Here is a 14,713-nt window from a genome sequence, read left to right as displayed (position 1 = left end):
GTCCTGACTTCCTCACTGCCAGCTGACATAGCTCCTGGTGATGAGGCCGCATCCCCCGCAACGCACTACGTGACGGCGCATGTCGTTGCGGGGGATGTTTCCAACTTCCCGACCGACGAAGTCGGGGATAGGCCGGTCTGAGTTAGCGCTCTCACGGCCCGTGTTCCACCAATCTGAACAATAGGGAGTCTACCCAATGGCAATCCACTCTCCCCTGTGCGAGAAGTATCTCGCCGAATTGTCCACCGAGCCAACCGGTTCCGTTGAATTCGGGATGGCGAGCATCATCCGCCGCCTGTCCGAGCCGCGAGCGTTCGGCTACCTCACGACCGTCATTCTCGACGACCAGGGCTCGCCGGCCGCCGACATCGCCGCACACATCTGGGTGCTGGCGGCCGCCGCCGAGGAGGTCGTCCGATGATGACTGCGGCCAGCGTCGACTACGCGAAAGAGCTGGTGTGGTGGCCGGAAGGGACCGCCGAGCACGAGATCGGCACGCGGGTTGGGGAGTTGTCCACCCGTGAGGAGATCCTCGCCTATCTGACCGAGGTCATGACCACCTACGCCCCGGACACGCGATTGTTCGACATCGCTTGGGACGTGTGGGTTCTGATGACGGAGGCCAGCGCATGAGCCGTCTCAGTGTGGCCGACCTGCTGCCGTTCATCCGCATGGCACTGCATGCCAGCGAACCGGAGGAGATCGCACCCGGGGAGATCGTCGATCGTGGCGAGTTCGCGGGACCGATCGATGGGTGGCTCCCGACGCACACCTGGCTTGCCCGCCACACCGGTGGGGGAGTGTCCGAATGAGCGCGCAGCCGTCGTTCTTCTCCGTCGAAGGCGCTGTGGCGATGCCGTCCGCGTACTGGTCGCAGGACATCGGGAAAGTCGTCATCTATCTGGGTGCGGGCCTGAATCTGTTCGTGGACCCGCAGCACGCCGCCGCGCTGCTCGAGGAGATCTCGGTGGCCCTGGCTGCACGGGAGATGCCGGCGGATCTTTCCGGTGAGGCGGTGGCCGCCGGGTACGAGCCCGAACACACCCCTGCCGGACGGGGGCACCGTCATGACCGATGACCTGGTCGAAAAGGCTCGAAAGCACATTGCTCGCGACCACGAGCGTGACGAAAAGCTCGACGCCGCACAGCGTTTCGCCGAAAAGCTCGGCGAGGACAACGATCCAGTCCGCCGTGAGGTGGGCAAGGAATTCATCGCCATCGTAGGAGAACCAGCGTGAACGCGCTCGCATGGGAATTGGTCCGGTCGCACATGGTGTGGGTGGCTATCTGGCTGGTGATGCTCAGCGTCTTCGCCGCGGCCATCGACGACGACGATGCGTTCGACTACGACTACGACGGCCGAGACGACGGCGCCCAGTGGGACATCGGCCACGACTACTGGGTCGCTGACGAACTGGGTGTGGCATGAGCCGCGCGCGCACGTTGACCTCCGCGCAAGCACTCGCCGTTGTTGCCGAGTGCCGTCGCGGCACCTCGCAGGCACGGATGGCGCATGTCTTCGGGGTGTCCGCGCAGCTGGTGGGCAGCATCATGAACGGCCGAAGCTACAGCGATGTGACCGGTATCAGTCCCTGCTGCACAAACTCGGGCTGCGAACAGTGCCGGCCAGGACGCCGAGGCACGACCCGGGACCGCAACATCGCCGTTGTGCGCGCCTCGATGGCCTATATCGGTTGTGTCGCTTGCGGTAACGCGATGAGCAGGCCGATCGGCGCTGTGTTGGCTGTGCGCGGGCTACACCGCTGCATCTGGTGCGTGCCGTCGGATACGCCCGGCTCCGGGCATGTGCAGTGCGGTTCGGATGCACCGTGCACGAAATGCCGGACCGAGGACGCCCGTGAGGAGAACGTGCGCCTGGTGCGCGCGGTCGACGTCGACGTGGAGTGCGTGGAGTGCGACTCGACGATCACCCGCCCGGCCGGACTGGTCCTGGACGGACAAGGGACCGCCTACTGCCACAAACATATTGGGAGCGTCTGGTGAACGAGCACGTGACAGCAACCGAACTCATCTCGAGTCCTACGCTCAGCGACGACACGAAACACCAGGCAGGGCGCATCGTCGCGGCCTACGCCGCCGACGCAGGCGAGTACGCCATGTTCGCGGCCATGCTGGGCATCGACGACGTCGCGGCGCCCCCGCCGGGGCAGTGCCTTGAGTGCGGAACTGTTTTGCCGTTGACTGCCCGGACCCGGCGCGTCGGGTACGCCGGGTACTGCGCGGCCCACCGTAAGGCGGGGCAGTCATGAGTGCCACCGCGACGGTGAAGAGGTGCACGAACCCGACATGCGGTCGCCAGACTCCTCGCCCGCTACGGCGAGGGGTGTGCAACGCCTGCTACACGCGCCAGCGTCGGCGCCAAACCACTGACGGGCGTTGGGAGAACGGGCGAACCGATGTCGCACCGGTCCGCGCCCACATCCTCGAGCTGAAAGAGGCGGGTGCGAGTTACCGGCGCATCGCCGCCGCAGCCGGTGTCCATCGCGACGTCGTGGAGTCGGCGGTCCGCGGCCACGGTGGGAAGAACCCGCAATGGGTCCAGAAAGACACTGCGACAGCCATTCTCGCTGTCGACGCCGCGACCGCACTGAGTCGCCCCGCCGGTGAGTGGGTTCCGGCGCTCGGTGCGCGCCGACGGTTACAGGCACTGGTCACGGACGGGTGGCCGATGGGGAGCTTGGCCGAAAAGCTGGGCACCGCACCCACCACCGTGTCCTACCTGATCCGTCAGCGGGCCATGATCCCCGCAGCCCTGCACCAGCGGGTGGTCGAGTTGTTCGATCAGCTGCAGACGACGCCGGGGCCGTCGGCATATGCACGCCGGTACGGGCGATCCCAGCGGTGGGCGCCGCCGACGCGATGGGACGAAGAAGATCCCGACGCCCCGCAGGCCGCAGTGGTGCAGGGCTCCTGCAGCACGACACGGGCGGGGGTGCCGGCATGAGGCAGGTGTTCCTCGAACCGTGGCGGCGCGCCTGGAAAGACCGGTACACGACGCTGAGTATCGAACGCGACCCGGACGGGGGTGCGTTCGTCGCAGTCGACGAACCGGGGAGCAGCGGGTTCGCGGTCACTCTCGGTGCGCACGCCGCCGCTGAGATCGCCGCGTTCATCACGACCCCTGCCGGTGTTCCGGACAACGAATGGCGCAGCGGCGGGTCGCGGCTGCTCATCATCCACGAACCCGACGGACGTGTCCGCTTCGTTGTGCACGACATCGAAATATTCGGTGCCGCAACCATTTTCGACAGCGAGGTCTCCCGTGAGATCGCCGCATTCATTTCCGGGCAGGAGTGAACCATCGTGACCGACCAACTCACCACAGGTCCCGTCAGGCAAGCGAGCTGGCGCGAAATGCCCTTGGCGGCTTTCGATCTGGAAACCACCGGCCGTGACCCGCTGTCCGCGCGGATCGTGACCGCGTGCGTGATCCGTATCGACGGCATCGACAAGACCAACCGGACGTGGTTGCTCGACCCGGGTGTGGAGATCCCCGCCGAGGCCGCCGCTGTGCACGGGGTGAGCACCGAAACCGCCCGCGCCGACGGAATGGACTACCAGCAGGGATACCACCAGATCCGCGAAGACCTGCACCACGTGTGGGACCAAGGCGCGATCGCCGCGATCTTCAACGCCAACTACGACCTGACGGTCATCGACACCGAAGGGCGCCGCTTGGGGTACCCGCCCCTGTTGGTGGGTCCGGTGGTGGACCCGTTCGTCATCGACCGAGAAGTCGACCGGTACCGGCGCGGGCGCCGCAACCTCGCTGCCATCTGCGAGCACTACGGCATCGAGTTGGGGGAGGACGCGCACACTGCTGACGGGGACGCGCTGGCGACAGCCCGGGTGGCGTGGAAGCTGCCACGCCTGTTCCCCCTCATCGCTGACCTGACCGCCGAGCAACTGATGGCAGCACAAGCGGATTGGCATCGGGCACGGCAGGTCGATTACGCCGCCTATCTGCGCCGCTCCGGCGAAGACGACTCGCAGGTGTGCGGGGACTGGCCGCTGCGCGCCGAGGCGGTCACCCGATGAGCATCACCGACCACTGCGTGGAAGTACTGCCCTACGGTGCCGGACGCTCCGAGTGGTTGCGGGTGCGCCGCGAGGGCTTGGGCGGGTCGGACTGCGCGGCGGTCATGGGGATGCGCGGCCCCTATGCCAGCCCGTACACGGTGTGGGAGGACAAGACCGGTCGCGGCCCGGAGGTCGACGAAACCGAAAACATGTTGTGGGGCAATCTCCTCGAGCCGGTCATCCGCGCCGAGGCGATGCGCCGACTCGGCCTGACGTTCACGCTGCCGGGCACCCTGCGCTCGCTCGAACATCCTTGGCAGCAAACCAATCTCGACGGATTCGCCAGCGACGGCGGGATCATCGAGTGCAAGAACACCGGGCAGTGGATGGCCGCCGATTGGGACGGACAGGTCCCCGACCCCGCCGAGCTGCAATGCCAGCACAACATGGCGGTCAGTGGCGCCACACACGCATGGGTGGCCGGCCTGGTCGGCGGCAACCGGTTGAAAACCGTGCGGGTCGAGCGCGACGACGGTCTGATCTCGGACATCATCGCCGAGGAACACCGGCTCTGGCACCGCCATGTCCTCACCGATATCCCGCCACCGATGGACCCCTCCGACGCGACCCGGGACGCGCTGATGCGCCGCTTCGCCCTCGAGGATCGGGTGATCGCCCTCGATGATCTCGACGATGACACTGTCCTGCTGCGGGCACTGGAGTTGGCGGAGCAGTGGCAGAGCGCCCGCGCACGAGAAGCCGCGGGCAAGTCCGCGAGGGTTCAGGCCGAGGCCGAACTGCGGTTGATGATGGCCGGCGCGAACCGGGTGACCGTCGCGGGGGAGACCATCGCCCGGATCACCGGTGGCGGCTGGGCGCCGAAGCGATTCGAGGACGCCGAACCACAGATCGCTGCCCTGTACCGCAAGAAGGTCGACCTCCTCGACTCGGCCGGGCTGCGCAAGGACCACCCGGACTTGTGGCGCAAGTACCAATCGCAGGTCTTCAAGGCCATGCCCTATATCTCCGATACGGAAGGCTGACTCGTGGGACAGAACCTCGGTGATCGTGTCCGGCAGCAGGTCGCGCAGCGCGACACCGACGCACCCGACACCACAGAAGACACCCGACCCAAAACCATCTTTCAAGCGATCCAAGCGGTACAGGGTCAGCTCACTCTCGCCCTGCCGAAACATCTTGATGCCCAGCGCATCGCGCGTCTCGCGCTCACCGCAGTGCGGAAGAACCGTGACCTGGCGATGTGCTCACCGGAAAGCTTCGCCGGTGCGCTGCTCACCAGCTCGGCGCTGGGGCTCGAGCCGGATGTGAACGGTGAGTGCTACCTGGTCCCGTTCCGGGACAAAGGCCAGTGGGAATGCCAGCTGATCGTCGGGTACCAGGGGTACTCGAAGCTGTTCTACCAGTCACCGACCGGCGCCCACCTGGACGCCCACACCGTGTACGAGGGCGACGACTTCGACTACGAGTACGGCACCGCGTCGTTCCTGCGGCACAAGCCCACACGCGGGGACCGCGGTGACGTGATCTTCTACTACGCCACCGCCCGACTCACCACGGGCTCAACACATTTCGTGGTCCTCACTCCCGAGGAAGTGAAGGAACTTCGCAACGGGCGCGTCGGACCCAAAGGCAAGATCGCCGACCCGCAACGGTGGATGGAAAGGAAGACGTGCATCCGCCAGGTCCTCAAACCACTCCCGAAATCGCCGCTGCTCGGGGTCGCTGTCGCTGTCGACGAACGGGACGGGCGCGGCCTGTTCCGTGATCGGCTCCTCGAGCGCCAAGCCCAAGACGATCTCGGTGACGTGATCGACGTACCCGCCTCCGATATCGGCACCGGCCCCACTGACATCCCTTCCGCGCCCGAGCCGGGCGGAGAACCAGCATGAGCGACTGGAGGCGTCAAGCGGCGTGCCGTGGCCACGAAGACCCAGAGATGTGGTGCCACAACTACAACGAAGAGGCTGCGAAGGCCGAAGAGGACGCCATCTACATCTGCCTGGCACGGTGCGAGGTACGGCTCGCGTGCGGTGAATGGGCGTTGATCACCGGCGAATCCGACATCATCGCCGGCGGTTACCGCACATGGATCGACGCGGACATAAAGGAGCTCGAAAAGGAGCTCCCGCATGTAACAGCCAAGCGCGTCAGGCGGGCACGAAGGACCTACGAGTGCGACACCTGTGGTGCAACCTTCACCACCACCACCACCCGGTACTCGGAGCAGTGCCGTGCTTGCCTGCAGGGGCTTGTGCCTGCTGAGCCGGTGCGCGAGTGGATTCGCACGCTGCTGGGTGCCGGCATGAAGACCTACCAAATTGCTGAGGCGGCTGGGCGCAAGTCCAACACCATCTCCGGAATCATGGCCAAAACCGATCCGCCGCAATGGGTGAGAGCAACGACGGCTGCATGCGTATTCGCTGTCGGGCTGCCGGAGGCGATGTCGGCATGAGTGTTTACCCGACCCCCAAGAACTTCGCGGTCGATGTGCTGCGGCGGCTGTCGAAGCAACAGCCCCATGCGTCGAAGATCAACCGTGACGGATTCCCGCCGGGCGCGGAAGCCATCGTGGTCTCACGATCGGGTGGCATCTGTGAGCTTGATTCCTGCGGCGTTGCCGACGTTCTGCATCATCGGCGCCCTCGAGGGGCTGGCGGAACCTCGCTCGCCTGGGTGAACCAGGCCGCGAACGCAATGCATCTCTCCAACGAGTGCCATCTGAGAGTTGAAGGGCGCCTGCCGGATTCCTCACGCCATGTGTCTAAGGTGCGCGGCTGGCTGGTGTCGCAGAACGGTACGCGGACCGCGGTCGATGTTCGTGTGCTGTACCGCGGCCGGTGGGCTCTGCTCACCGACGATGGCCAGGTAAATCCGGTCAAGGGCGGCCCGGCATGAAGCCCTACGAGGAGTACGAGAAGACCGCCACCGACGGCCGCGCGTTCTCGTGCGGCACCGACTGGGAGGTGTGGCAGTACGCGGTGTGCCTCGGCAACGGGCGCATGGACCGCCGCTGTGTCAATGACGACGGCATCGACGATGGCAACGGCTGCCCATTGATCCTGTTGTCCCTCAATGACAAGACGCCCGTCGAATGGCTGGGTTCGAGAGGTAAGTCCAAGGGTGAGGTGGTGATGTCGTGCCGCGCCAAGACGACACCTGCAGACGTCCGCAGATCCGAGCGGGAAGCTGAAACTGCTGCCGCCCGTGAGGCTCTGGATTCTGCGCACTACCCGATGTTCGACGGGCCGGAGTCGGACTCGGGTGCGACTCCACCCGCATCCGCTTCCATTGCGGAGGGACCGTAATGGGGCGCGAGCAGGTTCTGCTGAAGGCATGGCGGCGCCCGGCATTCCGGTCGCTCCGCCGCAGCGCACAAGCGCTGTTCACCCAGATCCTCACCCAGGACGCACCCAGCATGGCTGGCGTCGTGCCCTTGATGCCGGCCAAGTGGGCATCGGTGTGCGAGGAGATCAGCGAGGCCAGCGTCATGGCCGACCTCGCGGCAATGTCCGAGGCTCATCTGGTCGTCGTGGATACGACGACGTTCGAAGTTCTGGTGCGCGACTACATCGATGACAGCGGTGCGGTCCGGCATCGGATCCATTTCAAGGGTGCCCTGAACGCCGCGGTGATGGTCGAGAGCGAATTGTTGCGCTCAGTCCTGGGTTTGGAGTTGAAGACGATCGGCACACCGGAGGCACTTGAGTTCCTCGAAGTGCTTGTCCCACCGGAGTCGGACTCCGATCCGAGTGAGGGAGCACCGGAGTCCGACTCGGGTGAAGCCGAAGCTGCACCGGGGTCGGGGGTGAGCGAGACGTGAGTTCGCTCGCGAAGGAGTTCGGTTCAGGGGCAGCAGAAGGCGGGTGCGATGGTCTCGATCGAGTACACGGTCGGCGACGTCGCGAGCGTTGTCCCGGTGTCCCGGTACGAGTGGGAACGCCTGGTTCGCAGTATCGAGATCCCGAGCGGGGTCAAGTACTTGGCGCTGACGATGGCTACCTACGCCGACCCGGACGGGACTCGTATTCACCCAGGGGTGGAGCGGCTCGCGTTGGTGATGTGCGTGGGGGAGCGGACGGTGACTCGGGCGCTACCGCAGCTGGTGTCGTTGGGGCTCGTGGTCCGCGTGAAGCAGGGCAATCGGTACGCGAACGAGTTCGATGCGTACCGGCTCACTGCTCCGCGGGACCTGTCGCAGTGGGCGCATGTGGACCAGGACGTTCCCGCGCGGCCGTTGATGGAGTGGAAGTCCGGGTACATGACGTTTCCCGGCGGGGTGACGCGGTGGCCGGCCGATCGTCACGAGTGGATCCGGTGGATCCGGCGCGTCCAAATCCCCAGCGGAGTCAAGTACGTGGCTCTGATGCTGGCCACATATGGCAACTCGGATGGGACACGTATCCATCCGGGGTCCAAGTTGCTGGCGTTGGTGATGAAGGTCGGGGTGAAGATCGTCGACCGGGATCTGCCCGCACTTCGGGATTTGGGTTTCGTCGAGTTGGTCAAGCAGGGCAGTCGGCGCGGCGGGGAGTCGAACGAGTACCGACTGTCGTATCCGCCGGATTTGTCCGAGCGGTCGATGCTCGATCCGGGCGAGACGAAGCTCTGCGAGTGCGCGGTCTGAGGGTCGTATTTGGCGTCTGGAGTTATCCACAGGCTGCGGTTCTGAGGGTCGTTTTTGGCGTCCAGACTTGTGAAATGCGAGTGGGTCTGGGGGTTGTATTTGGCCTCCAGACATGTGAAACGCCAATAAGTCTGGACGCCAAATTAGACGAGTCTGGACGCCAAATACAACCCTTAATACAAAGTCTGGACGCCAAATTCGACCCTCCACCAATAAAGAACCCCCCCACTACCAACCCCTGCGGCGTCCCCGGCTTGAAAACGGACATCACTACGCGCCCCGGCGCCCTGTGGATAAACCCGAAATCTCTCTGGTCGAAATCAGCTGCCTACGACGAGTCACCCACCACCCAGGAGAACCAGATTCATGCCTGACCGGACCACCGCCCCCTTCACTGATGACCAACTACGTGCGATCGCCAAGTCCGGATGGACGCCCACGACCCAACGGCTCGCCACCGAGCTGCTCGCCCACCGCACCGCCCTCGCCGCGATCAAGGCCGCGGACCCCGACCTGTTCGACGACTCCGAGGAGCGCGGTCGGGCGTACGAGACGTATGGCAGCGCGGGGGACAGCCTCCGACGGGCGTACGTCGCCGCAATCGCAGCCCTCGCCACCCAGGAGACGAATGTCCATGCCTGACAACATCCGCCAGTTCCGCAAGTTGCCGGTCGAGATCATGGCCGCCGAATTCACCGGGCTCATCGAACCCGCCCGGGAAATCCTCGGCTGGATCACCATGTGCGGCGGCACCGCCCGGTTCGTCGGCCCTGGCACGCCACACGAACTCCGGCGCGAAGACGAGCAATTCGCGGCCGCCTTCCTGGTGATCGACACCCTCGAAGGCCCGCACCGCGCGGACATCGGCGACTGGATCATCCGGGGCGTCGCGGGCGAATTTTATCCGTGCAAAGCGGACATCTTCGACCGGACCTACGAAGCGGTGGACGAGGAATCCGATGCCTGACACCAGCATGACCACCTACACCGGCCGCCGCGGCAACACGATCGCGGTCGGAGATCACCTGCGGGACAAGCGCGACCACAACACCCGCACCCTGCGCGTGGACGCCATCTACGAGATACGCGCCGACATCCGGGCCGCGTGCACCGTCGTGGGCGTGGACGGAGTCGCCATCGCGAAGACGCGGGCCGCCGATCTCACGGCTGTCTCGTTGGCCGGTCCGATGTTCCTGCCCACCACCGCCCCGGCGGCTCCAAATGCCTGAGACTGCGCAGCGATTCCTCAAGCGCCCCATCGTGGTCGAGGCGATGCAGTTGACCGGCGACACGACCATGGCCCTGATCAGTTGGCTTCCGGCAGGCCGGTACCTGATCGATGACCAGGCCGGGATGCCCGCACTGTGGGTCAAGAGCCTGGACGGGGGCAGGCACCGTGTCCATCTCGGGTGGTGGGTCGTCCAGGAGCGCAACGATTTGCGCGCGTACTCGCCCAGCGCCTTCGAAGCCGCCTTCGAGCCAGCGGCGACGCCCCGATAGGGAGTCCACGCCTGACCTGCTCGGCGAATTCCGGCACCGCCTGCTCCTGAACCCATTCCACTTGCAGCCCAACACTATTCGATTTGGAAATCACATGCGCGCCCTCGCGTCAGCACTACTCATTCTCGTAGCCACCCTCACCAGCACCGCGGCCACCGCAGCGGCAGACCCGGGGGCGGCCCAATGCCAGGAAGGGTTCTGCGAACCCCCCAGCATCAACCTGCTGCCCACCGGCAGCGCACAGCTGCCGTCCCCCAGCATCGAGACCATTCCCGCGGTCGACCATGCCTGACCAGGACCGCGCCCCTCAGCGCTTTTCGCCCGCGGACCGTGATGCTGCAGGGCATTCGGCTGTGGCAATCCTCGAAGCCGTTGCCGCACACGACCGGTCGGCAATCCTGCAGCTTATCGGCGACTGCGACAAAACTTTGACCATCGCTGCGCTGGCCTCCGCGTGGCTTGTGCTCGCTGAAGCGACCGGCAACGACGTGCCCGCTCTGCTGACGGGCATGAGCGCTGGCATCCCGGCGAATCCGCAGGGGGGCAACCGATGACGCAGCCCGACACCCCGAGCTCTGACTTCCCCTCCAAAGGAGAACCCATGTCCCGCACCGCCATGTCCGTAGCCCTAGCCGTCGTCGTCCTGAGCGGTGGTGTCGTCCTGACCGGGTGTTCCTCAACCGACGCCGACGTGGTGAACAACAACATCAGCCAAGACTCGGACAACTTCAAGGTCAACCGCCGGGTGAGCTTCTACAACGGCATCACGGACAAGGTGATGCTGGTCGTGGAGGGATTCTGCTCGATCGACATCGGCCCAGACCGGCTGACCGTGACATGCAAGGTCGGCGACGGCTACAAGCGCGACTATCTGGGCCGGTCGAACAACGTCACCTTCATTGTGGAGCAGCTCGACTCCGCCAACGTAGATCCGAATCACTACAAGGTCGTGCTCAAGCCGGAGGCTCTTATCCCCAACTTCGAGACTCGCTGAGCGGGGACATCCGATGACGCAGCCCGCCACACCATCCCAGCGCGAATGCCGCCACTGCGGCCGCCGCGGCACCCAACAGTTCACTAAGGCCCCTGGGGGTTGGAAGTGCGTCGCGCACGCCGCGTGCACCGACCGGCGCCAGCGCCGCGCCGACCTGCTCGCCGGTGCACGCAAGATCCCCACCCGCCACCTGCCCGGAGACACACCCGTATCGGAGAAACCCCATGCCTGACCTGGACCTCGCCGAAGAGCAGGCCGACGAATACGCCCGCCGCTTCCACCAGCTCCTCAGTAGCAGCCCGACCGAGCTGACCGGCAAGGACCTCGAGGCCATAGCGCGCGTCCACCGTGACGCGTGCGCACGGCTCGCGGCCGCCGAACTGCTCAGCACCCGTGCCGAACTCGTCACCGTGCGAGCGGGTTCCGACCTTCTGGGTGCCGCCATCGCTGAATACAACTCGATCGCCCTCGCCGCCACCGGCACCGTCCCGGACATGCTGCGCGGCGACGGCACCACCGGGCACGTGGACTGGCAAGGCGTGTGGGAGCAGGTCGCCGAACTGCGACCGCACCTGGACGCCGCACACAAGCGCATCGGCGGGCTGGAGGCCGAGCGGGACGGGTACACCGAAACCGCCAGGCAGGCAACCGCTCTCGGTATCGACCAGGCCGCACGCATCGCCGAACTGGAGCACCGGGTCGGAATCCTCGAAGGATTGGATCCCGAACATGCCTGACCAAGCCCTCATCACCGAACCGGACTGGAGCAAGGTCCGTACCGTCGCCGATGAGCATGGCAGCCATGTCGAGCCGCACCTGGACGGGCTGTGGCCGCACCTGTGGCAGCTGCGCTGGCTGGCCGCGGTCATCAGCGAAACCATCGGAACGACCATCACCATCCACGAGGACGAGAAGTCCCGCGGACCTGGCCGGTTCGGAATCAGCTACCGAAACGTCGGCACCGCACAGACCAGAACCTTCGACTCGATGTGGTCAGTTCTCGTAGGCATGCAGTACGGGCATGGGATCGCCCGCGCCCGTATCGACGAACTGGAGGAACCCGCCGATACCGCAGCGATCGCCTTCGGTCAGCAATACCGCAATGATGCCGGCGCCGAGATCACGATCCTCGAACCGGTGCAACGGCACCCCGGCAGCGATCTGCCTGTGGTCGGCGAGATCTGGGTCGGCCGCAACGAGAACCAGTTGCTGTTCCAGCACCACATGTACGTGACCGCCGAGGGGCTGGCGGCTTTCGGCTACAAGCTGATCGAACAGGGGGGCCGTCATGCCTGACCCCATCGCCGAAGGGTGCCGTGCCGCGGCAGCCGACCAATACACGCTCGTGCCCGCCGCATACGTCGTGCGGCTGCTCGATGAGCTGGAACAGACGCGCACCGAGCAGTCCGCGGTCCACGTGCAGTTGATGGATGCCCGCGACCGTGTCACCGAGTTGGAAACCTTCATGCCCGGCATTGGTGCCGGTGAACCGATGCCCTTGAGTGCTTTCGCGAACTGGCTGCACACCGCGGACCGCGGTCTCAGCTCGCACGCGATCATCGGTGCACTGACCGGCCGCCGAACACTGCCCGGCCGACCGGTCGTGGTGGGTATCGAATGGCCGCTGGACGCCGGCGACTTCTGGCGGTGCGAGCAGCTGCTGCGCGCTGTCCCCGAAGCGCGCGAGCACATGCTGCTCATCGCCGAACTCAGCCCGGAATGGTCTGCGCTGGTGGCGCATTGGGACGACCTCGCGATTCTGGACCGCCCCACGCTGACTGACCGGATCTGGGAACTGATCGAAACTCCGAGAAGGAACCGCCGTGCCTGAACTGGACCTCGTGGCCGAAGGGCGGCAGCTGCTCGCCCTGCTTGTCGACTCGCACATGGCGAAGGCCGACGCCGCGTTCAGCTTCACGGAGTCGGCGCGGTCGCTGCTGCCCGCCGTGCTCGCCGAACTGGAGCAGGCCCGCGCCCGTGTCGACTTCCTGACGTCCGAACGCGACCCGGCCGTCATCATCGCCCAGGCGGTCGTCGAGCAGCTCGACAAGCTGGCCGGTCCGGCGGTGATCCGTGAGACGCGGGCGTACTCACGGCAGGTTGTGGCCGAGCGTGACGAAGCCCGAGCCCGTATCGCCGAGCTGGAGAAGCAGGTCAACGAGGACGTCATGGTCAAAGGCATGTTGGTCAAGCGCACCCAGCTGCCCGCAGTGTGCGCAAGCTACATGGTCACCAGCGAGACCAACCTCCGTGTCGCCAAAGATGCAAGGGCACGGCTCGAGGCGGCCAACGCCCATATCGCCGAACTGGAGGCCGAGCACTCCCCGCTCGGGCATGTCGTGGTCGCGGTCGTCGATGGCCGCGGGCCGTTCATTCACGGCGAACACCGGCAGGTGATGACGGCAGCTGACGCGATCCGGTCCGTGGGCCGGTCCGACCTGCCGCGCGGCATGACCCTGAAGCTGTGCGAGCTGCGCGAGGTGGATGACCGTGGGTGATCGCCTTTCCAATGAGCAGCTGGCCCGATTTGTGAATGACTCCCAACGGCTCGGCCTCCACGACGCCGTGTCCGCCGGCGAGGAGCTCATCCAATTGCGCAGCCTCGTAATCGCCTTCACCGACTCGGGAGCCTGCTGGTTCGACCACGACGGCGGATGCCTGGCACACGGATACCTGAGGCTCGAGCCCGGAGCGCTTTGCCCGCATGCCCAAGCGAGAAAGCTGATCGCCGAATGGGAATCAGAGGTGAAAGACCATGGCTGACCACGAACCCGAATGGTCGAACCCCGGTGAAGCGCTGATAGTCGGCCGCCGCATCCTCACAGAACGGGGCATCGACATCGGCGCCGCGAAACTCGCGTTCAAGTCGAACCACCCGCAGGTGGCAAACGAGTGGATCGAGACCGCGATCTCCCTCAAGGTGGCGGCCTTCTCGCAGCGGCGCCCGCCGTACACGGTCAACTCCGTCGCTGAGCAGATGGCCGACAGTGACGGCGCCTACCCGTGGTCCGGGCCGGTAGGCAACGGGCTGACGTTGGACCACTACCGGGGAAAGTTCCGCGACTACGCCCGCGACGAACTGTTCCTGATGCGGCAACTCGGCATTCTCGGTGAGGACGCCGACCATGCCTGACCAGATCCTCATCTCCGATGACCGCCTGTCCCGGTGGGTCTCCTACGTCGATCTCCCGGTGGGTGATGAGTTGCTGCGGGCGTTCGACGCGATGGCCGCAGAGCTGCTGGCCGCCCGCGGCCGCACCGCGTGGCTGGAGCGGGAAGTCGCTGACGCCGCGGTGATCCTGCGCAACATGAACGCTCATATCGATGAGGTGCTAGCCCGGAACCTGGAGATCGCCGCCCCGTTGGTTGCATTGCGTGACTTGGCCACCGGGTGGGCCACGCAGAGCACCGACTACGACGAGGACACCGAGCAGCAGATCGCTGACGGCCGTGCGGTTCTCGCAATCCTCGATGGGCACCCGGAGGTCGCGGACCATGCCTGACCAAATTCTCATCTCCGACCCCACCCGGTA

General features: G+C 65.6%; 32 protein-coding genes. All 32 read left to right on the top strand.

What is annotated here, in order from left to right:
- Positions 1-196 precede the first annotated feature (196 nt).
- Positions 197-421 (top strand): hypothetical protein, encoded by a 225-nt coding sequence (locus OG716_RS10770; RefSeq protein WP_405137488.1) that lies wholly within the window; start codon positions 197-199, stop codon positions 419-421.
- Positions 421-633: a hypothetical protein gene (locus OG716_RS10765; RefSeq protein ID WP_405137487.1), complete on the top strand. Its 213-nt coding sequence runs from the start codon at positions 421-423 to the stop codon at positions 631-633. Before OG716_RS10770 ends, OG716_RS10765 begins: the two co-directional genes overlap by 1 nt.
- Positions 630-812 carry a hypothetical protein gene (locus OG716_RS10760; RefSeq protein WP_405137486.1) on the top strand — a complete coding sequence of 61 codons (183 nt, stop codon included), beginning with the start codon at positions 630-632 and terminating at the stop codon, positions 810-812. The genes OG716_RS10765 and OG716_RS10760 overlap by 4 nt, the downstream gene beginning before the upstream one ends.
- The gene (locus tag OG716_RS10755; RefSeq protein WP_405137485.1) at positions 809-1,078 is read left to right on the top strand and encodes a hypothetical protein; all 270 of its coding nucleotides are present in this window, start codon (positions 809-811) and stop codon (positions 1,076-1,078) included. Before OG716_RS10760 ends, OG716_RS10755 begins: the two co-directional genes overlap by 4 nt.
- The gene (locus tag OG716_RS10750; RefSeq protein ID WP_405137484.1) at positions 1,068-1,238 is read left to right on the top strand and encodes a hypothetical protein; all 171 of its coding nucleotides are present in this window, start codon (positions 1,068-1,070) and stop codon (positions 1,236-1,238) included. Before OG716_RS10755 ends, OG716_RS10750 begins: the two co-directional genes overlap by 11 nt.
- A complete protein-coding gene (locus tag OG716_RS10745) occupies positions 1,235-1,429 on the top strand; it encodes a hypothetical protein (RefSeq protein WP_405137483.1) in 195 nt (64 codons plus the stop codon). Before OG716_RS10750 ends, OG716_RS10745 begins: the two co-directional genes overlap by 4 nt.
- On the top strand, positions 1,426-2,004 hold the full coding sequence (locus OG716_RS10740; protein ID WP_405137482.1) for a hypothetical protein: 579 nt from the start codon (positions 1,426-1,428) through the stop codon (positions 2,002-2,004). The genes OG716_RS10745 and OG716_RS10740 overlap by 4 nt, the downstream gene beginning before the upstream one ends.
- Entirely contained in the window at positions 2,001-2,270 is a 270-nt protein-coding gene (locus OG716_RS10735) for a hypothetical protein (protein ID WP_405137481.1), read from the top strand. Before OG716_RS10740 ends, OG716_RS10735 begins: the two co-directional genes overlap by 4 nt.
- A gap of 242 nt (positions 2,271-2,512) precedes the next feature.
- Entirely contained in the window at positions 2,513-2,965 is a 453-nt protein-coding gene (locus OG716_RS10730) for a hypothetical protein (protein WP_405137480.1), read from the top strand.
- Positions 2,962-3,318 carry a hypothetical protein gene (locus OG716_RS10725; protein WP_405137479.1) on the top strand — a complete coding sequence of 119 codons (357 nt, stop codon included), beginning with the start codon at positions 2,962-2,964 and terminating at the stop codon, positions 3,316-3,318. Before OG716_RS10730 ends, OG716_RS10725 begins: the two co-directional genes overlap by 4 nt.
- Positions 3,319-3,324: 6 nt before the next feature.
- Positions 3,325-4,059, top strand: a complete 735-nt coding sequence (locus tag OG716_RS10720; protein WP_405137478.1) for a 3'-5' exonuclease — start codon at positions 3,325-3,327, stop codon at positions 4,057-4,059.
- Complete coding sequence (locus OG716_RS10715; protein WP_405137477.1) at positions 4,056-5,084, top strand: YqaJ viral recombinase family protein; 1,029 nt, start codon at positions 4,056-4,058, stop codon at positions 5,082-5,084. The genes OG716_RS10720 and OG716_RS10715 overlap by 4 nt, the downstream gene beginning before the upstream one ends.
- A gap of 3 nt (positions 5,085-5,087) precedes the next feature.
- A complete protein-coding gene (locus OG716_RS10710; protein ID WP_405137476.1) occupies positions 5,088-5,951 on the top strand; it encodes a recombinase RecT in 864 nt (287 codons plus the stop codon).
- Entirely contained in the window at positions 5,948-6,514 is a 567-nt protein-coding gene (locus OG716_RS10705) for a WhiB family transcriptional regulator (RefSeq protein WP_405137475.1), read from the top strand. Before OG716_RS10710 ends, OG716_RS10705 begins: the two co-directional genes overlap by 4 nt.
- Positions 6,511-6,957, top strand: a complete 447-nt coding sequence (locus OG716_RS10700) for a hypothetical protein (RefSeq protein ID WP_405137474.1) — start codon at positions 6,511-6,513, stop codon at positions 6,955-6,957. The genes OG716_RS10705 and OG716_RS10700 overlap by 4 nt, the downstream gene beginning before the upstream one ends.
- Entirely contained in the window at positions 6,954-7,367 is a 414-nt protein-coding gene (locus OG716_RS10695; RefSeq protein WP_405137473.1) for a hypothetical protein, read from the top strand. Before OG716_RS10700 ends, OG716_RS10695 begins: the two co-directional genes overlap by 4 nt.
- On the top strand, positions 7,367-7,882 hold the full coding sequence (locus OG716_RS10690; RefSeq protein ID WP_405137472.1) for a hypothetical protein: 516 nt from the start codon (positions 7,367-7,369) through the stop codon (positions 7,880-7,882). Before OG716_RS10695 ends, OG716_RS10690 begins: the two co-directional genes overlap by 1 nt.
- 48 nt (positions 7,883-7,930) lie before the next feature.
- On the top strand, positions 7,931-8,686 hold the full coding sequence (locus OG716_RS10685) for a helix-turn-helix domain-containing protein (RefSeq protein WP_405137471.1): 756 nt from the start codon (positions 7,931-7,933) through the stop codon (positions 8,684-8,686).
- A 366-nt stretch (positions 8,687-9,052) separates the two neighbouring features.
- On the top strand, positions 9,053-9,328 hold the full coding sequence (locus OG716_RS10680) for a hypothetical protein (RefSeq protein WP_405137470.1): 276 nt from the start codon (positions 9,053-9,055) through the stop codon (positions 9,326-9,328).
- Positions 9,321-9,653: a hypothetical protein gene (locus tag OG716_RS10675; protein WP_405137469.1), complete on the top strand. Its 333-nt coding sequence runs from the start codon at positions 9,321-9,323 to the stop codon at positions 9,651-9,653. Before OG716_RS10680 ends, OG716_RS10675 begins: the two co-directional genes overlap by 8 nt.
- A complete protein-coding gene (locus OG716_RS10670) occupies positions 9,646-9,915 on the top strand; it encodes a hypothetical protein (protein WP_405137468.1) in 270 nt (89 codons plus the stop codon). Before OG716_RS10675 ends, OG716_RS10670 begins: the two co-directional genes overlap by 8 nt.
- On the top strand, positions 9,908-10,186 hold the full coding sequence (locus OG716_RS10665; RefSeq protein ID WP_405137467.1) for a hypothetical protein: 279 nt from the start codon (positions 9,908-9,910) through the stop codon (positions 10,184-10,186). Before OG716_RS10670 ends, OG716_RS10665 begins: the two co-directional genes overlap by 8 nt.
- 94 nt (positions 10,187-10,280) lie before the next feature.
- Positions 10,281-10,478 carry a hypothetical protein gene (locus OG716_RS10660; protein ID WP_405137466.1) on the top strand — a complete coding sequence of 66 codons (198 nt, stop codon included), beginning with the start codon at positions 10,281-10,283 and terminating at the stop codon, positions 10,476-10,478.
- Between the two features lie 61 nt (positions 10,479-10,539).
- Positions 10,540-10,740, top strand: coding sequence for a hypothetical protein (locus OG716_RS10655; RefSeq protein WP_405137465.1), 201 nt, complete (start codon positions 10,540-10,542; stop codon positions 10,738-10,740).
- Positions 10,741-10,787: 47 nt separating this feature from the next.
- The gene (locus OG716_RS10650; protein WP_405137464.1) at positions 10,788-11,180 is read left to right on the top strand and encodes a hypothetical protein; all 393 of its coding nucleotides are present in this window, start codon (positions 10,788-10,790) and stop codon (positions 11,178-11,180) included.
- Positions 11,181-11,404: 224 nt separating this feature from the next.
- A complete protein-coding gene (locus OG716_RS10645; protein ID WP_405137463.1) occupies positions 11,405-11,917 on the top strand; it encodes a hypothetical protein in 513 nt (170 codons plus the stop codon).
- Positions 11,910-12,476 carry a hypothetical protein gene (locus OG716_RS10640; protein WP_405137462.1) on the top strand — a complete coding sequence of 189 codons (567 nt, stop codon included), beginning with the start codon at positions 11,910-11,912 and terminating at the stop codon, positions 12,474-12,476. The genes OG716_RS10645 and OG716_RS10640 overlap by 8 nt, the downstream gene beginning before the upstream one ends.
- On the top strand, positions 12,469-13,011 hold the full coding sequence (locus OG716_RS10635; RefSeq protein ID WP_405137461.1) for a hypothetical protein: 543 nt from the start codon (positions 12,469-12,471) through the stop codon (positions 13,009-13,011). Before OG716_RS10640 ends, OG716_RS10635 begins: the two co-directional genes overlap by 8 nt.
- Positions 13,004-13,678 carry a hypothetical protein gene (locus OG716_RS10630; RefSeq protein ID WP_405137460.1) on the top strand — a complete coding sequence of 225 codons (675 nt, stop codon included), beginning with the start codon at positions 13,004-13,006 and terminating at the stop codon, positions 13,676-13,678. Before OG716_RS10635 ends, OG716_RS10630 begins: the two co-directional genes overlap by 8 nt.
- Positions 13,671-13,943, top strand: a complete 273-nt coding sequence (locus OG716_RS10625) for a hypothetical protein (protein ID WP_405137459.1) — start codon at positions 13,671-13,673, stop codon at positions 13,941-13,943. The genes OG716_RS10630 and OG716_RS10625 overlap by 8 nt, the downstream gene beginning before the upstream one ends.
- On the top strand, positions 13,936-14,313 hold the full coding sequence (locus OG716_RS10620; protein WP_405137458.1) for a hypothetical protein: 378 nt from the start codon (positions 13,936-13,938) through the stop codon (positions 14,311-14,313). The genes OG716_RS10625 and OG716_RS10620 overlap by 8 nt, the downstream gene beginning before the upstream one ends.
- On the top strand, positions 14,306-14,683 hold the full coding sequence (locus OG716_RS10615; protein WP_405137457.1) for a hypothetical protein: 378 nt from the start codon (positions 14,306-14,308) through the stop codon (positions 14,681-14,683). Before OG716_RS10620 ends, OG716_RS10615 begins: the two co-directional genes overlap by 8 nt.
- The last annotated feature ends 30 nt before the right edge of the window (positions 14,684-14,713 follow it).

The sequence above is a fragment of the Nocardia sp. NBC_01388 genome, from assembly GCF_045040085.1.
In the GTDB taxonomy this organism is placed as follows: Bacteria; Actinomycetota; Actinomycetes; order Mycobacteriales; family Mycobacteriaceae; genus Nocardia.
The sequence above is the reverse complement of the archived record's forward strand: the minus strand, read 5'-3'. Positions and strand labels throughout refer to the sequence as shown.

What these genes read in the sequence shown, in the direction of transcription:
- OG716_RS10770 (WP_405137488.1), top strand. Translation starts at nt 197, where the DNA reads ATGGCAATCCACTCTCCCCTGTGCGAGAAGTATCTCGCCGAATTGTCC.
- OG716_RS10765 (WP_405137487.1), top strand. Translation starts at nt 421, where the DNA reads ATGACTGCGGCCAGCGTCGACTACGCGAAAGAGCTGGTGTGGTGGCCG.
- OG716_RS10760 (WP_405137486.1), top strand. Translation starts at nt 630, where the DNA reads ATGAGCCGTCTCAGTGTGGCCGACCTGCTGCCGTTCATCCGCATGGCA.
- OG716_RS10755 (WP_405137485.1), top strand. Translation starts at nt 809, where the DNA reads ATGAGCGCGCAGCCGTCGTTCTTCTCCGTCGAAGGCGCTGTGGCGATG.
- OG716_RS10750 (WP_405137484.1), top strand. Translation starts at nt 1,068, where the DNA reads ATGACCGATGACCTGGTCGAAAAGGCTCGAAAGCACATTGCTCGCGAC.
- OG716_RS10740 (WP_405137482.1), top strand. Translation starts at nt 1,426, where the DNA reads ATGAGCCGCGCGCGCACGTTGACCTCCGCGCAAGCACTCGCCGTTGTT.
- OG716_RS10725 (WP_405137479.1), top strand. Translation starts at nt 2,962, where the DNA reads ATGAGGCAGGTGTTCCTCGAACCGTGGCGGCGCGCCTGGAAAGACCGG.
- OG716_RS10715 (WP_405137477.1), top strand. Translation starts at nt 4,056, where the DNA reads ATGAGCATCACCGACCACTGCGTGGAAGTACTGCCCTACGGTGCCGGA.
- OG716_RS10705 (WP_405137475.1), top strand. Translation starts at nt 5,948, where the DNA reads ATGAGCGACTGGAGGCGTCAAGCGGCGTGCCGTGGCCACGAAGACCCA.
- OG716_RS10700 (WP_405137474.1), top strand. Translation starts at nt 6,511, where the DNA reads ATGAGTGTTTACCCGACCCCCAAGAACTTCGCGGTCGATGTGCTGCGG.
- OG716_RS10695 (WP_405137473.1), top strand. Translation starts at nt 6,954, where the DNA reads ATGAAGCCCTACGAGGAGTACGAGAAGACCGCCACCGACGGCCGCGCG.
- OG716_RS10690 (WP_405137472.1), top strand. Translation starts at nt 7,367, where the DNA reads ATGGGGCGCGAGCAGGTTCTGCTGAAGGCATGGCGGCGCCCGGCATTC.
- OG716_RS10685 (WP_405137471.1), top strand. Translation starts at nt 7,931, where the DNA reads ATGGTCTCGATCGAGTACACGGTCGGCGACGTCGCGAGCGTTGTCCCG.
- OG716_RS10680 (WP_405137470.1), top strand. Translation starts at nt 9,053, where the DNA reads ATGCCTGACCGGACCACCGCCCCCTTCACTGATGACCAACTACGTGCG.
- OG716_RS10675 (WP_405137469.1), top strand. Translation starts at nt 9,321, where the DNA reads ATGCCTGACAACATCCGCCAGTTCCGCAAGTTGCCGGTCGAGATCATG.
- OG716_RS10670 (WP_405137468.1), top strand. Translation starts at nt 9,646, where the DNA reads ATGCCTGACACCAGCATGACCACCTACACCGGCCGCCGCGGCAACACG.
- OG716_RS10665 (WP_405137467.1), top strand. Translation starts at nt 9,908, where the DNA reads ATGCCTGAGACTGCGCAGCGATTCCTCAAGCGCCCCATCGTGGTCGAG.
- OG716_RS10660 (WP_405137466.1), top strand. Translation starts at nt 10,281, where the DNA reads ATGCGCGCCCTCGCGTCAGCACTACTCATTCTCGTAGCCACCCTCACC.
- OG716_RS10650 (WP_405137464.1), top strand. Translation starts at nt 10,788, where the DNA reads ATGTCCCGCACCGCCATGTCCGTAGCCCTAGCCGTCGTCGTCCTGAGC.
- OG716_RS10645 (WP_405137463.1), top strand. Translation starts at nt 11,405, where the DNA reads ATGCCTGACCTGGACCTCGCCGAAGAGCAGGCCGACGAATACGCCCGC.
- OG716_RS10640 (WP_405137462.1), top strand. Translation starts at nt 11,910, where the DNA reads ATGCCTGACCAAGCCCTCATCACCGAACCGGACTGGAGCAAGGTCCGT.
- OG716_RS10635 (WP_405137461.1), top strand. Translation starts at nt 12,469, where the DNA reads ATGCCTGACCCCATCGCCGAAGGGTGCCGTGCCGCGGCAGCCGACCAA.
- OG716_RS10620 (WP_405137458.1), top strand. Translation starts at nt 13,936, where the DNA reads ATGGCTGACCACGAACCCGAATGGTCGAACCCCGGTGAAGCGCTGATA.
- OG716_RS10615 (WP_405137457.1), top strand. Translation starts at nt 14,306, where the DNA reads ATGCCTGACCAGATCCTCATCTCCGATGACCGCCTGTCCCGGTGGGTC.